The organism is Qipengyuania sp. MTN3-11 (assembly GCF_042851825.1).
Lineage (GTDB): Bacteria > Pseudomonadota > Alphaproteobacteria > Sphingomonadales > Sphingomonadaceae > Qipengyuania.
Map to the genome: position 1 here is coordinate 620844 of NZ_BTGM01000001.1, position 15306 is coordinate 636149.

Consider the following 15306-nt stretch of genomic DNA (forward strand, 5'->3'; position numbering starts at 1 on the left):
GGGAGGTCAGGAAGGTGCCGAAACGGCAATGGATATTCCGCCCACGTTCATCATTATTCAATCGGCGCAGAACCTTGCGGTTCCATATTCGCAAGGTTCTGATTTGGCATTCAATTTTTTGCTACGTCGAGTGCGGCATGGAAGCGACAGTGTTATGCAGGCACGTGAACGAATAGCGGCTTTGAAGGCACCGCCGCGATCTGTTGAATCTGCGAGATTTGAAGGCGCATAACGTCCATCGGCACTACCTGATCGAGCGGCAGCTTTCGGGATTCGTCTTGGACCATTCGAACGGCCGAAAATGGGGCGCTTTGCTGACCGGCAGCTGTCCTTGGTAGCGGTCTGGCGGCAATTGGGCCGATTGCTGACTGTCCGGTTTAGACAAAGCCATCGATCAGAGCAGACATTCCGCTTCCGGCTCAAAAACCGACACGTGCGTTTGCAGGCTTACGGTTGGCGTAATTAAATACCGCCGGTTATGAATGATTGACCCCCGATTGGCTTTGCCACTGCCCAAACATGAACCGACGGTTCGCAATCCGTTGAACGCGTAAACCGAGCGGATAATCAACGTTTCAAACCTTCGAGCGCCGGTATCCTGCTGCCTGTGCTTCGGCTTCTGAACAGAACAGCTGCTCGGGCCGGGTCTGATTGTAGTATTGCTGGCCGGGTAGGTGATAGATCCATTCCCCACGCCGACTGCGATTGCCCTTGATCGCGCAGCCTGCCTCGTTGCGATAGGAGCGCGAGGACGGGGTCCGGGTACTGGTTGATGATCGTGGAGCCCGCACGGGCTGGTATGCAGGAAGATTGGCCGCTCTCCATTCCCGAGGCATTTGGAAGTCGGAGTTCCACAGACCCAGCTTCATGGCCTTCGCGCGCTGCGCGGCCGTCTGGTACTCCTCAGGTGCGTCGTCGTCTGCGACCGCCAGCCCCAGGGCGACCATCTGCTCGCCAATGTCCATGATCCGGGTGCGGCAGATGGCTAGGTACCGATCATACATGTCGCGGCTGGTGGCGATGCACGACACGGTCTGGCTGTTCAGAAGCGAGGTGAGCGCTGCGGTCGCGTCCGTCCCGCATGCCCACGGCTCGCCTCCCCGGCTGCAGTTCTGTGCCGCTTCGGGCGCATCGATATGCAGGAGCCGAACCCGCATTCCGGTCATGTCGATCGTATCGCCATCGATTACCCTGGCAGTCCCCTCGATGGCCTGTGCTGAGGCAACCTGCGGAGAAGCGAGAAGAGCCAGGATCGAGAACACAAATCTCTTCATGCCCCCGATCATAGGCTGCAAGGGTTGAGAGAAGATAACCTGCACCTTTCACGGTCCGCCAGGTTTTTCCTGAAAGCCGGGACCGAGACGGACATCCTTTGAGCCGCACTTTGCGCAGACGAACCGCTGCTCGACCGATGCAGTCTGACGGGACCAGCCGTTGCGCTGGCAGAGTTCCACGATCCTGATCGGATCGAACACCCTCAACCGGCCACATCCGCGGCAGTCAACGCGCAGGGTATATCCATGTCGGATGAAGTCGCCGACAACGTCGAGCCGCTTGTTGCTCACGGCCTGCGCCGCACGGACCAGACGAGGGCCGAGACGGCCGTGACAAGGGCTGCCATTGCCGCAATGGCGGCAGGGTCGAGGATGATCATCTAGAGCACTCCGATTCGAGGGAGCGCTCTATGTTCCGCAAATGTTTCGAGTAGGAAAATGCTTTTTGCCGATCGCCGCGATTGCTACTCCAACGAGATGCACGACCGGAACGAGCCCCACAGTAAGCATGCGGTCGTCCGTATCGAGTTTGCAGGGCTGATGCTTTTCCTCGTGATTGGCCTGGTATGGGTCATCGTCGAGCTCTTCCGATGGTAACGTCGTGGGAGCAGTGGGCGGTCGCGCATCACTAAGTTGCCAGACACGGCGAGGATGCACCGATCCGCCTCGCGATGCGTGCAGACGAACTTCTGGATCGCGGGGACCTTGCAGGCAGGCGGACCTTCATAGCCATCATGAAGAAGAGCGAGGAGCTTCTGTCTACGCCCGCTGGACCGCTGAACTGAGGTTCGGCGATACCCTGAATAGCTAACCAGCAGCGAGCAGCTTGCGCCATCGCTTATGCCTGGGCGGTCAGCAATGCGGACGCGCTCGACCCTTCCGCACGTAAGATTAGGATTGGATCTACGATCCCTCGGAGTGATCGTCGAACCGACCGCCTCGCCCTTTGCCGTCAGCAAAGCGGGCAGCACCGACACGCCCCTCGCTTAAGGTCCCCATTCCGTCCCGGGTTTCCATCCGCAGTGCAGTCTCCATGTCCAAATCCTCGCCGCGGTAGACGGACGCGCGATCGACGAGCATCGTCGCCTGCGGAAAGGCAGCGATCTCCTTCGCAAGTGCGATGGCCGCTGTGCGCGCGCCACCGGGTGGAACGACGCGGTTAGCCAGACCGATGCGCAAGGCTTCTTGCGCGTCGACGGGACGTCCTGTCAGTATGAGATCAAGCGCTACGCCGCGCCCCACGATGCGCGGCAGGCGCACCGTTCCCCCATCGATAAGCGGCACGCCCCACCGCCGGCAGAAGACCCCCAAGATAGCGTTTTCTTCCATCACCCGAAGGTCGCACCAGCAAGCGAGTTCCAGACCTCCGGCAACCGCGTGACCGTCCACTGCCGCAATGACTGGCTTCGAAAGAGCCATGCGGGTTGGGCCCATCGGCCCATCCCCTTCAGGATCGACCCGGTTTCCCCTGCCTTCCGCAAAGGCGACCAGATTGGCACCTGAGCAGAAGGTTCCGCCTGCACCTGCCAGCACCGCCACCAGCACCGCAGGATCTCGTTCTATCGCGCGGAAGGCTTCAGCCAGCGCCTGGGCTGTATCGCGATCGACAGCATTGCGACGTTCGGGACGGTTGATCGTGACGATCGTGACCGGGCCATCCCTTTCGACAAGGATGCTCATGAAGCAACCACGAACCGCTCACGTAGAACGCGTCTGAGGATCTTGCCGACAGGGCTCTTGGGAAGCGTGTCGGTGCGCTCGAAGCGCTTGGGCACCTTGTATGAAGCCAGTCGTCCACGCAGATGCGATTTGAGAGCTTCGTCGGAAATCTCTTCTCTGAGGACAATGCACGCGCATACGGCCTCGACCCATTTGTCGTCGGGGATGCCTACCACCGCAGCCTCGATCACACTCGGATGAGACAGGAGCGCATCTTCGACCTCGCGGGGATAGATATTGTACCCGCCGCTTACGATCATATCGCTGGTTCGATCGACCAGGTGGAGAAAGGCGTGCTCATCGAACCGCCCCAGGTCGCGCGTACGCATATACCCATCCGGTAGGCGGGTTTCGCGATCAAGATCAGGAGCCCCAAGATATCCGGCATGCAGCATCGGCCCGGCTACCGCGATTTCGCCGATGTCGCCGGTCGCCACGCTCGCGCCGCGTTCGTCGACCAGCTTGATTGCGACATCGACGCTCACCTGCCCGCACGAGCCCAGGGGTGCATCGCTTCCCAAATGATCTTCCGCGTTCAGCACGGCGAGAGCGAGCGGTGCTTCGGTCTGTCCGTAATACTGCGTGAATATCGGGCCCATCCGCTCGATCGCTGCGGTGATCACCGGCCGTGGCATGGGGCTGGCGCCATAGATGACGCTCCGCACACAATCGGGTGCGTGACTGCCATTCTCGAGCAGCATCTGCAGCATGGTTGGCACCAGATTGACGTGCGTGGCACCGTGTCTGCGCGCCTCGTCCCAATACGTACTCGGATCGAAACCAGGCAGAACAATCGATCTCCCACCGTTGATCCAGAATGGAAGGACGAAGGTTCCGCTCGCGTGGATGAGGCTGGCCGCGTGAAGCATCGCATCGTCCCGCGCGGGGGAGCAAAGGTTGGCCAGAATATTGGTACAGATGGCGGCGTAGCTCGCTTGCGTGTGCTGAGCTGCTTTGAGTGTTCCGGTGGTGCCGGAGGTAAACAGCGCCAGCACAATGTCGTCGGGCGGAGTGTCGAGCATGGGATCGGTATCACTGGCTCCCGAAAACCACTGCGCCTGGCCGTCAAAGGCTTCCGGCAAGATCAGCGCGTGCATTCCGAAAGTGTGCCCCAGGGATTCGGCGCGTTCGCGGAGCACTTCGCTGGCTATAATTGCCTTCGGTCGAGCTTGCTCCAGCATCGCGGTGTGTTCTGCTTCTGCAAGCCGCGCGTTCAGAGGAACACGAACCGCACGCGCCTTCAGACAAGCAAAGTCGAGGGGGATGGAGAACGGCCCGTTTTCGACCAGGAGGGCAACCCTGTCCTGCGGCACGATCCCTGCGGCAATCATGGCCTGCGCCAAACGGTTCGACAGCAGGTCGACTTCGGTGAAGCTGAGCGAAGTGTCGCCGTATTCGACTGCTGTCCTATCGCCCCATCTACACGCGCCTCGCCGAACGAGGTCCACCGTCAGCGCTGCCATCCATCTCTCTCCTATCACCCAGAAGCGATGGCACGGACCGCATCCCGGCATCAATCCGTAGTTCGTCTTCGGGGCCAGTTTCTGACAGACGGCTTCTGCGCTAAGGTTCGCAAAGGCTGACCTTGTGGCGACAGTATCGAGCGCCTCGCTAGAGCGTCAGAAAATTGCCCCTCGAAACGCCTCATCAATCCACGCTAGGTGTCAACCTTCTCGAACCCGATGTCGCGGGCGCGACCATTGCCGGCGTCGAATCCGACCACATGGCCTTGCCCATCGCGGCGGAAAACGATCTGGCTGACCGGCATCGTTCCAGAAAAGGTGTCCCCCTTGGTGTGCGTCAGAACAGCCGGGCCGAACCGGCGATGCCGGATGACGAGCTCTCCATCCTCCACGCTCAGATTGTAGAACGTTTCCAGTTCCTCACTGAAATAGCGCCCCACATAGTCGTCCAGGTCTGGCGAAATCACTTCCTCTGCAATGCGCTTGCCCGAGTGTTTTGCGCCGCCCTGAGTGAAGGTGATTTCTTCTGCAGGCCCATCGTCCTCCGTTAGGAAGGTGATGCTCGCCGGCGCGCCGACTACTTCGAAGTCGGTCATGGTCATGGGCTGCAGCGGCAGCGTCGGCTGACCCGGAATCTGGAGGAGGAGCGCGTCGTCGTCCAGTTCCAGCGTTACCACCATGCCGGCGAGGGTCGGCATCTCGTATCTGCCGGCATAGCGCTGTAACGTCATCGTGGGGACATCGAATGCCTCTCCAGAGGCTACAGTCTCATCCTCGGGCGCTGTCATGTGCTGGCCAAAGAAAGCATCCGCGGTGACACCGGCAATACCGCCAGGGACGCCTCGATAGTTACTAAACACGACGTAGCCGGCGTCCAAGTCGGGATAATACACGAAGGTGGAACTGTGCGCGATGTCGTTGCCGCCATGTTGCCAGCGTCGCAGGCCACGGGACGTGCTGGCATATAGGCCGTAACCATAGTCCGTCTTTTCGCCGTCATTGAGCACGAAGGAAGTCGTCACCTCGTCTATGACCGCCTTCCCGCCGAGCTCTCCGGTTTTGAAATTGTGCATCCATTTCGCCACGTCGCCCGGCGTCGTATAGATGCCGCCCGCACCCGCCGAGCTATGGAGATCCCGAACTTCGCGGAAACCGTCCTCTGCGGGTATGTACCCGGCGGCTCGCCCGGGAATGATCTGCCCCGGGTTCGTGCGTACCCGGGTGTTCGTCATGCCCAGAGGCAGAAAAACCTCGTCGCGCATCCAATCTGCGAACGGACGACCGGTGACCCGTTCGATGACAAGCGTGGCCAAAGAGAATGCGCTGTTGTTGTAATTGAATTCGGCACCGGGCTCGTTCTGCAGCTTCGGCTGGCGATTGATTACATCAATGACCTCGCCAGGGGCGATGTAGTCGCCCTCGAGTACCTGGCGCCCTTCGATGAGAAGCGTGTTCAAGTACTCGCGGAAGCCGGTGGTGTGGGTCACCAGGTTGCGCAGAGTTATCGTTTTTCCGAAGTCCTTGAGTTCGGGAATGTACTTACGCACATCGTCGTCCATCGAAAGCTGGCCGCGCGAGGCCAGAAGGGCGATCGCAAAGCCGGTAAACTGCTTCGAAGTGGAGCCGATGTTAGTGGGCGTCTCGGGCGTGAACGGGATTCCGTAGGTCAGGTTCGCGGCGCCATAGCCCTTTGCGAATACCAGCTTACCGCCCTCGATAACTCCCACGACGGCACCCGGCGTATCCGAATACAATTGGGATGCTGCCTGGTCTACCTTGCCAGCAGGTGTCGTTGCGACGGGCTCCGAACGGGTAAGCTGGACGCGTACGGCGCCCCCCTCGCCTTCCGCTGCCGGCTTTACTTCGACTAGGTATAGCCCCGCCGTTTCTGTTGCGAACGCGAATGTCTCTGGGCCGCCGCGCCCAACACGACCCGCTTCGAGCATCTGCGTGCCGGACGGGTCCGTGATTGTAACGGCTGCATCGACCCCGTCCTGTTCCACGCGGCCAGCAACGAAGTGGCCGGCCGGCAGATCCAGTAAATATCGGAGCGTGCCATCCGTAGCCAGCCTGGCGGAGACCGGGGTTCCTACCCGAAGCTCCGCTTCTTGCTGCGCCTGCACGCCGCTGGCGCTTAAGAGAAGAAGGGCTGTTACGCCCAGACGGCTGGCTCTCATTAGCAATCCCCGAATGTAAGCTGCCTCGAAGGGTAGAGGCCAACAGAGCAACTGTGTTAACGTATTAACACGGCCGGGACAACCGGCTGGATCGCAGACTCATCACGAGGAGAGGCACTATGCTCTACATGGTCCTTTCAATAATCGTTTTTGCCGTCTTTGGGCTGACCCTTTGGGCTAGTGAAAGCCTTGCCAAGCGGATTCGTGCCTACTCCGGCCAAGATCGTCGAAAATCCTAAATAAGCAGATCTGATTACATAGTTTTCCCGCTGTGCAGAAGGCAGGCCTCGTTACTATTGGAATACGGATCAAGAAGCGGAAGACAGTATCGGAAAAGTGAACGACGTTCTGCGTCGTCTCGAGGGTTAAATTCTGTGCGGGGAACCATCCGTACACTGACTGCGTCAAACATATGCCGCGGACGAGGAACAGCGCCAACCCGGGGATGCTTCCCGCCGCAAAAACAGGAGTTTTTCAGGGCCGTAGGGAGCGGAATTATGGGTTTGCAAGAGGTTATGGCGAAAGCATTCACTGATTTTCACAATGACCGTAGACCTGTCGGCGAAGGCCGCCTTCGGAAGCCGACGCAACTTGAAATTGACTTGGCTGATGTGGCTCTCCGGGCTCTTCGCCGAGCCGGATATCGCCTGGTCGAGGCGAAATGCTCGACATCTGATCTTCCCCGGGAGCGGGCCGCGTCCAAGTCCAAGTCCTCAAAACGGATCGGCTCAGTCTAAATTATAGGGAGGCATTAGAGGCCGAAGGCTGATGCCGAGGGCGGCAGGAAGCTCTTGGCTTTCGATCGGCTTTGCCTGACCAAATCGGAGAGAAAGCGTCAACGTTAAGCTTTTTATTCAACCTTGTCAGGTGCGGGTACATCACTGACCGTATCGACCTCCTCATAGGTTCTATCGGATTTCGGAATCACGCTCAGCTGGCCATTTGTCTCCAGTACCACCCAATTGGCATCGTCGAGTTTGAGGCAGCCGTTCGCCCGGAGCGCACCCAGGATCTCTTCTCGCGATATGCGAGTGCGAGCCATAGCATCCTCGAGAAACTCGCCGCGATGGGTGAGCAATGTTGGTTCTGCCTTGAAAATTCGGCTGGCTAGGTCGCTCTGTCGAACCCAGCGAGTGGTTAGATATTGCAATGCGCCGAGTGCCAAGATCGCCGCACTCGCATCGAGAGTTGAGACATCCCTCAATAGGATGCCACTCGCCGCCAGGCTACCGACAGCCACGGTTATTATCCAATCGAAATTATTGAGTTCGCCTGTTGTTCGCTTACCACTTATCCGGACCATTGCGACAATCAATATATAGAATAATACAGCAGACAACACAACATCCGCTAATCTCTCGACAGACGACCACATATTGTCGATAGTCACTACGTTTTCCAAATTCATATGCACACCCGAGTTGTCCATTGGCGCGTGAACGTTCGAAACTTCAAATTCTTTTTTTATGATTATCAAGAAGGCGTTCCCGGGGTTTCGGCAGTGTATATATAGGCAGCGCCTTTCCGAACCCGTAAAATGACAGATCATGAGAGGACAAGAAACCGAAGTCAGGTTTTTTTGCGAAATGTTTGGGTACTGATGACTCGGATAGGGGCGCATGCTGCCTGATTGTAACTAGGCCTATTGCGGACTGTCGCCATCCCTGGACAAAAGCGCCAATTCGATGATCGCTTCTCAGTCCGACGATGCATTCTTCTGGGGCAAGATCTTATGTAGGCGATGGATGCAATACATGGGCCGGGCCGCGCTTGCTGCGGTCAGCCAAGGCATTTCCTCGGCAAAAATGGTGCGGGCATTATCTCCGTCCACCGGCAAATCGTTCGGGCCGATCCAATTGACCAAGAGGCATACGCCCCCGTCGGCGAGGCTTCGCCAGGCGAGTTGCGAGACCTGCGCAATTTCCTCGCTCGAAAGGAAATAGAGGATTTCAGAGAACACGATAAGGTCGAAGGTTCCCTGCGGCCAATGGCGGGGGACCTCAGCTTGCGCGAGCGAGACGTTTGCGAGATCGGCGAGGCGCGATGCTGCCAGCTGCAAGGCCTCGGTCGAGACATCGATGGCGAGAACGCTATCGCACACGTCCGCCAGCTCCACCGTCAACACGCCGATGGCGCATCCGACTTCCAACGCCCGCCCGAACCGATCGGGAAACAGCATCGCGAGCGTCTCGCGCCGCTTGGTCGCTTCGTAGGCGGTGGTCTCCAAACCCCACGGGTCGGGTTCGCTCGCGAACAGTGCATCGAACGTTTGCTGCCGATCCGATGTATCATCGTTCATGGAAGAACACCTCGGGATGGCTTGCAAAGTGCTCGAACAATGCGGGCGGCATCGTGAACCCTGCCGGATCGTCGTCGATCAGGTCGGTCATCTGGGAGGCATAGGCGTCCATCGCGTCGCGCTTGGCGCGATAAAACCGGCTGTCGAAGAATAGGCCAATGTTTTCGGGCACCGGGCAATCTCCGAAGCGGCCCCAGACCGCGAAGCTCCACAGGGCGGCGCCCGACCGATCGGACAGCATGCGCGCCAGAATGGCGGCGGTGCGATGATCGCAATGGGGATCGTGGACCCATGTCGTCCAAATCGTGTCCGCGTGCGCGATGCAGCGGTGTTCTAATAGGCGATTGCAAACCTGCGCGGCGCTTTTGTCCGAGGTCTGCCCGTCGGGTAGGTGCGCGCGGACCACGGGGGTGGGTCTTTCCGGAACGAGCGTCGCCAGTGCAGTGTCGAACTCGTGCGCTCGCATCGCCACACGCCGTGCGGTGTCGAAGGCGCGGGATTTGGGGTGCGAACCCTCTCCATCGGTCAGCAGCAGGATGGCAACCTGACGTCCTCCGGCCGAGGCCGCTGCCAGTGCCATACCGCAACCCAGCGTCTCGTCGTCCGGGTGGGGGGCTACGACCAGCAGCCGGCCCGGCGCTGCCAGCGCATCGAGCGACATGTGCCGGGCGAACTGCGCGGCGCGCAGCACCGAGCCTTCAGGAACGGTGGGAACGCTCACAGCTGTTCGGGCCGTGCGGCCATCGACGTCAGGGTCGCGGCCGCTGTGCCGCGCTTCGCGTCGGGCTTAGCCTGGCATAGGAACAGGCGCAGGTCTCGAATCATGCGATGTACAAACGAGTTCTCTCCATGTGCCGCCATGCCGAGCGCGCGCTCCGCATGCTCCATAACCAGTCGGCACGCATCCTCCGTTGCCTCGCGCGCGAGCAGGGACAGCGTGGCTTTAGCGGCTTCGGCTCCGCTCGCCTCGACTTCGTCGGCGGCGCGCAGCAGCCATAGCCGGGCGCTTTCGATAGCGATCGCGCTGGCGACGATGCGGCGTTGCTGGTTCGGATCATCGGCACGCCCGCGGTCGGTCAGTTGCGCCAGCATGGCATGATACAGCGCCTCTGCAGCACCCAGATGCGCCGCGCAGTAACGCCAGATCCCGCCTTCGAAGTAAGGCTCGCGCTGGTAGTCGCCCGACGCGCCGATCAGCGCGTCGTCGCCTACCTCGACCCCGGTGAAATCGTACCGGCCCGACTGGGTCGCGCGCATCCCCCCCATCGACCAGGCCGAATAATCGCAGCGCTCCGGTTCATCCGCTGAAACGAACAGCAACTGCTGGCCTGTCGGCGTGGTGGCGGTGATTACCGCCCGGCCCACCAGCCCGAGACCGGACGCGAAACACTTGGCTCCGGCGAGCCTGAGCATCCCGTCACGCTGCACAAATGCTAGAGGTTCGGCAGGATCGTCCGCCCCCCATACGCCGAGAAGCATGCCCGCATTGATCGCGTCCGCCACTTCACGCGCGCTTTCCTCGTTCCCATACAGGGTGATCAGCTTGACCGCGTTCATATGGCCTTCGAATAATCGTGCGACGGATAGATTGGCGCGGCCAAGGGTGCGCAGCGCATTGAAGGCATCACGCGTGCCGGCAGGTTCGCAACCCCAGCCCTCACCGCCCCTACGCTTGGGCAGACAGGCGCGCAGCCAGCCTCGTTCGCACAGCAGCGCGGCCTCTTGGGTAAGCGAACCACCTTGACAATCCGATGCGGGAGCCAACTCACGAAGGATCGCTTCGATCTTTTCCGGTTCAGCCAGTTCAGCCATCGTCCAGACCGTAGGCAGCGGCGAGCTTGCGCGCGATCTCCAGCTCGCGCTGCACCGCGCTGAAGGTCAACGGTTCGCCGGTCTTCAGGATGGCATGAAAATTACGGTTCCGTCCGCCGGTTATCTCCATCCACAGCAATGCTTCATCGTAGAGCAGCCAGACCGGCTTGAGGCGGGAATCGCATTGCGGATCGGCGGAAGCGGCCCTTTCGGCCAGGGCATCACCGCATCCGCCTGCTGCTCGTCCGGTGAGGCGAGCCGAGGTGCGTGTGCCGAAATTCTTCATGGCCTTCACAGCATATCCCGCGCCGAGCATCGCGTCGCATAAGGCGCGGTCCTCCCCGAACGGAGGCGTCGGCAAGCCACTGAGCGCGAGGTAGCTCGAACCCTTGATGGCAAGGCTGGCACCGGAGGGGCGAAAGCTCAAGGTCCCCCCTCGTCCGCCGGTCCAGTGCCGCCACAAGCGATCGCACAGGTCCAGATAGGCACGCTCGGCATCGCCCACCTGACGAACCTGCACCGGCAGGGCCGAAAGCTCTTCCTCGTCGAGGAGAACATCCTCACAGACGAGGTCGTAACCGTCCGAAAGGGTGCGGAGTCCCGTGTCGATCCAGCTCCTGCCCACGATCGTGTCGGCATCGGTAGTAAACAGGGCGCCGCCCGGCACCGCGCGCGCCGCAATATCTAGCGCAAGCCGGCGGGCATGCGGAGCGTTACGAATCGTTCGGTCGAAGGACACCTCAAGCGCGAGGAAAGATATACCCGCGCGCATTGCCCATCGTTCGATCGTCTCGGCCGAAGCATCGCTGGTGTCATTTACGACAAAGACCGCGCAGCCTTTGGCGGAAACGCAATTCATGGCGGCGGAAATCCCATCGAGTGTGGAAGACAGCCGGCGTTCCTCGTCGCGGACCGGGACCGCCACCGCGAAGTCGCCACCGCGGTCGAGCGCATCCCGGCACCGACATATTTTTGTCAGCCCAACGAAGGGAGGGCGTACCAAGATCGCCGCCAGATCGGTTCTAGCTTGCGATCGAGGACCCCTATGGCCGGTTCCGTTCGAGGACAGGCTGTGTAAGGGGAGCGGGGGCCGGTCATCATGGTGCCCGGCCCCGACGCGTACGGTCACTTCGCCGCCAGGTTAACGCTACGCTCGGCCAGATCGCTCATGTTCTCATCGGCGTCGTATATGTCTTCGGTGATCGTATCGAGCGTCTTGGCATGATCGCCCATACCCAGTGCCTCGGCAAAAGCCTTGGCGGTCCCGAAGCCGGCAATGCCGTAGTGGCACATCCGTTGATACTGCGCGACGATTAGCACATCGCGAACGTCCGCATCCTCTAACTCGGCATCAATCACATGCTTGCGCGCCTCCTTTACGAGGCCTTCCATGCCTTTACAGTGTTCCTTTTCTTGCTCGCCACATTCGTCGAGCAATGACCTTAAACTGTCGGTATGTTCGGCAATACCATCGGCCGACCTACGTAAGCGCTGCGCCAGCGCGTCGTCGCCTGCCTTGTGCGCAAGGTCGCGCACGACCTTCTCCATCTGGTCGTTCGCGGACCACAGATCGGCCAGCTCCTCCACGTAGCAATCTTTCAAGTTTTTGGGGGCAGTCATTGTGAAGGCTCCTTGGTTCGATTCCCGTATCGGCACATTGGACGGCTGTCTCCGTTAAATAAAGAAAGGAAAAACCAGTTCCAAAGAAACCGAACGCTACACACAAATGATGGTTATTGTCATTTGATAGTTTAAAAGGAGATGCCTGTAAGTAACATAAGTTAGAATTCGTCCCACCCTGAGTGTTTTTTTTAGGATATCGGTGCAACGATATAGCTCCTCCTCCGTTGAAGGCGACATCACCAGGATTACGAGGAGCTGTGAATGGCCGACCAATTCGAATTGTCCGATGAGGGCGTAAACCATCAGAAGCCCAAAGGCGACGATGATCTGATGACCACCGCGCAAGGGCATCCGGTCGCTGATGATCAGAATTGGCTCACTGCCGGTCCACGCGGGCCGCAACTGCTCGAAGACCACATTGCGCGCGAGAAAATCTTCCACTTCGACCACGAGCGCATTCCCGAGCGCGTGGTTCACGCACGCGGATATGGCGTGCACGGTCATTTCAAGCTGAAGAAGGCGATCCCGCAATATTCGCGGGCGCGGATTTTTAATGAAGAGGGCGTCAAGGTGCCCACCTTCACACGCTTCTCGACCGTGGCGGGCAACAAGGGTTCGCCCGATCTGGCGCGCGACGTGCGGGGATTTGCGACCAAGTTCTACACACAAGAAGGCAACTGGGACCTCGTGGGCAACAATATCCCTGTGTTTTTCATCCAGGACGCCATCAAGTTCCCCGACCTCATCCACGCCGCCAAGCCCGCGCCCGATCGCGGCTTCCCCCAGGCACAGACCGCGCACGACAATTTCTGGGACTTCATCTCGCTCAGCCCCGAAGCGATGAACATGGTCATGTGGATCATGTCCGATCGCACGATCCCGCGCTCGTTCCGATTCATGGAAGGCTTTGGCGTCCATACCTTCCGGCTGGTGAACGACAAGGGCGAGAGCCACTTCGTCAAGTTCCACTGGAAGCCGAAGCTGGGCCTCCAGTCGGTGGTCTGGAACGAAGCGCTGAAGGTCAACGGGATGGATCCCGACTTCCATCGCCGCGACATGTGGGATGCGATCGACGCGGGCGACTTCCCGCAGTGGGATCTGGGCATCCAGGTGTTCGACGAGGATTTCGCGGAGGAGTTCGAGTTCGATGTGCTCGACGCGACCAAGATCATTCCCGAGGAACAAATCCCAGTCGAGATCATCGGCACACTGACGCTCGACGCCAATGTCGACAATTTCTTCGCCGAGACCGAGCAGGTTGCCTTCTGCACGCAGAACATCGTGCCGGGGATCGACCACTCGGACGATCCGCTGCTGCAAGGTCGTAATTTCAGCTATCTCGACACGCAGCTGAAGCGGCTGGGCGGTCCGAACTTCACGCATCTGCCGATCAATGCGCCAAAGTGCCCCGTACGCCACTTCCAACAGGACGGGCACATGGCCATGAGCAATCCCAAGGGCCGGGTGAATTACGAGCCCAACAGCTGGGGTGATGGCGACGGGAAGGAAGAGGATCGCGGTCCGCGCGCCTGCCCGATGCGAGGGTTCGAAAGCTACCCGGCCGAAGTGTCCGGCCCCAAGGTCCGCACCCGCAGCGAAACCTTCGCCGATCACTACAGCCAGGCGCGCCAGTTTTACATCAGCCAGACCCCGGTCGAGCAGACGCACATGGCCAACGCGCTGACTTTCGAGCTTTCCAAGGTGGAACGCATGAGCATCCGCAAGCGGATGGTCGGCCACCTGCGGCATATCGACGATGGCCTGGCACAGGAGGTTGCGGATGGTCTCGGGCTCACCGAACTGCCCGAAAAGGTCCCCACCGCGCGCGAACCGATCACCGACCTGCCGGAAAGCCCGGCGCTCTCGATCGTCAAGAACGGGCCCGACAGCTTCAAGGGCCGAAAGCTGGGCATCTACATCGCCGAAGGCGGCGATGCGAGCGTGGTGAAGGCGCTCAAGGGCGCGGCAGAAGCTGCGGGCGGCATGGTCGAGATCGTCGCGCCGCATGTCAGCGGAGCCAAGCTCTCAGACGGCACGATGATGGAAGCCGACGAAAAGATCGATGGCGGTCCGTCCGTCACCTATGATGCCATCGCGGTGGTGATGAGCGAGGCTTCCGCAAAGCGCTACAACACCGACAAGCCGAGCATCGACTTCGTCAATGACGCTTTCGCCCATGCGAAATTCGTCGCTTACGTCCCCGCGGTGCAGCCGCTCTTCGAAACGGCGGGCGTGTGGAACTGGATGGACAACGGCTTTATCGACGTTTCCACGGGCAAGGATGCCGCGAGCGACTTCATCGAAAAGTGCGGCAAGCTGCGTTTCTGGGATCGCGAAAGCGTGAAGCAGGACTGATGGGAAAGGACGCGACTATGAAACAGACCCGACAAATCGGCATTGCTGGAAATGTCGCGGCCGCAGGGGTCGCGCTGGGGGTTGCGGCCTTCGGTGCAGCCCTCTCGCGCCGCCATCAGGGCGGCAGGGACGATGCGCCGCAATTCGCACGACGCAGCAACCAGAGGGAATACGCGCTGGTCGGCCGCACCGCCGACGGGTAAATAGCCGCCGGTCCGCTCGGTTGGCCCCCGGGTCAACGCCTGAACTTGATAGGTAACAGGCCGTTAAGCTTCGCCATTCTCTTGCTCTGTGTTCCGGAACAAGATCGCCGCGCCTAGCAGGCCGACGCAGAAGGTGCTGGTGACGAGCGATCCTAAGCCTGAGCCCATCAGCGGCGTGCTCAATTGCACGAGGGCGGCGAACACCATTAGCGCGGCAATTGCGCGCGCCTGATGACCAGTTCTCTGCTGTGCAGCCATCTCTCCGAAGCCAGTCCCCTCTAGACGCGGATCACATTCGGCATCGGCGACGGACCTATCCTTAACGTTGAGTGGCCAGAACGGCCTCTTTCAGCGTTTGCCACACGGCGCTCGATCGTCCGG

13 protein-coding genes are annotated in these 15306 nt (G+C 60.1%); 2 read left to right on the plus strand and 11 right to left on the minus strand.

Annotation, left to right across the window (positions count from 1 at the left end; genetic code table 11):
• Nucleotides 1–575: 575 nt before the first annotated feature.
• The 10 genes from ACGHN1_RS02970 to ACGHN1_RS03015 all read right to left on the minus strand — a co-directional run bounded on the left by ACGHN1_RS02970 (nucleotide 576) and on the right by ACGHN1_RS03015 (nucleotide 12364).
• Nucleotides 576–1274, minus strand: a complete 699-nt coding sequence (locus ACGHN1_RS02970; protein WP_390548185.1) for a thermonuclease family protein — start codon at nucleotides 1272–1274, stop codon at nucleotides 576–578.
• Between the two features lie 903 nt (nucleotides 1275–2177).
• Nucleotides 2178–2954, minus strand: a complete 777-nt coding sequence (locus tag ACGHN1_RS02975) for a crotonase/enoyl-CoA hydratase family protein (protein WP_390548187.1) — start codon at nucleotides 2952–2954, stop codon at nucleotides 2178–2180.
• The gene (locus ACGHN1_RS02980; protein WP_390548189.1) at nucleotides 2951–4456 is read right to left on the minus strand and encodes a class I adenylate-forming enzyme family protein; all 1506 of its coding nucleotides are present in this window, start codon (nucleotides 4454–4456) and stop codon (nucleotides 2951–2953) included. The genes ACGHN1_RS02975 and ACGHN1_RS02980 overlap by 4 nt, the downstream gene beginning before the upstream one ends.
• Before the next feature lie 194 nt (nucleotides 4457–4650).
• Nucleotides 4651–6633: a serine hydrolase domain-containing protein gene (locus ACGHN1_RS02985; protein WP_390548191.1), complete on the minus strand. Its 1983-nt coding sequence runs from the start codon at nucleotides 6631–6633 to the stop codon at nucleotides 4651–4653.
• A gap of 850 nt (nucleotides 6634–7483) precedes the next feature.
• Nucleotides 7484–8110 carry a DUF421 domain-containing protein gene (locus tag ACGHN1_RS02990; RefSeq protein WP_390548193.1) on the minus strand — a complete coding sequence of 209 codons (627 nt, stop codon included), beginning with the start codon at nucleotides 8108–8110 and terminating at the stop codon, nucleotides 7484–7486.
• 219 nt (nucleotides 8111–8329) lie between these two features.
• Nucleotides 8330–8932, minus strand: coding sequence for a class I SAM-dependent DNA methyltransferase (locus ACGHN1_RS02995; protein WP_390548195.1), 603 nt, complete (start codon nucleotides 8930–8932; stop codon nucleotides 8330–8332).
• Entirely contained in the window at nucleotides 8922–9653 is a 732-nt protein-coding gene (locus ACGHN1_RS03000) for a PIG-L deacetylase family protein (protein WP_390548196.1), read from the minus strand. Before ACGHN1_RS03000 ends, ACGHN1_RS02995 begins: the two co-directional genes overlap by 11 nt.
• A complete protein-coding gene (locus ACGHN1_RS03005; protein WP_390548198.1) occupies nucleotides 9650–10744 on the minus strand; it encodes an acyl-CoA dehydrogenase family protein in 1095 nt (364 codons plus the stop codon). The genes ACGHN1_RS03000 and ACGHN1_RS03005 overlap by 4 nt, the downstream gene beginning before the upstream one ends.
• The gene (locus ACGHN1_RS03010; protein ID WP_390548200.1) at nucleotides 10737–11669 is read right to left on the minus strand and encodes a hypothetical protein; all 933 of its coding nucleotides are present in this window, start codon (nucleotides 11667–11669) and stop codon (nucleotides 10737–10739) included. The genes ACGHN1_RS03005 and ACGHN1_RS03010 overlap by 8 nt, the downstream gene beginning before the upstream one ends.
• Nucleotides 11670–11869: 200 nt before the next feature.
• Nucleotides 11870–12364, minus strand: coding sequence for a ferritin-like domain-containing protein (locus ACGHN1_RS03015; protein WP_390548202.1), 495 nt, complete (start codon nucleotides 12362–12364; stop codon nucleotides 11870–11872).
• A 264-nt stretch (nucleotides 12365–12628) separates the two neighbouring features.
• On the opposite strand from ACGHN1_RS03015, the gene ACGHN1_RS03020 reads away from it, so the two are divergent.
• A complete protein-coding gene (locus ACGHN1_RS03020; protein ID WP_390548204.1) occupies nucleotides 12629–14722 on the plus strand; it encodes a catalase in 2094 nt (697 codons plus the stop codon).
• Between the two features lie 17 nt (nucleotides 14723–14739).
• Nucleotides 14740–14925: a hypothetical protein gene (locus ACGHN1_RS03025; protein ID WP_390548205.1), complete on the plus strand. Its 186-nt coding sequence runs from the start codon at nucleotides 14740–14742 to the stop codon at nucleotides 14923–14925.
• A 63-nt stretch (nucleotides 14926–14988) separates the two neighbouring features.
• On the opposite strand, the gene ACGHN1_RS03030 is transcribed toward ACGHN1_RS03025, so the two are convergent.
• Nucleotides 14989–15183, minus strand: coding sequence for a hypothetical protein (locus ACGHN1_RS03030; protein ID WP_390548207.1), 195 nt, complete (start codon nucleotides 15181–15183; stop codon nucleotides 14989–14991).
• Nucleotides 15184–15306: the final 123 nt, after the last annotated feature.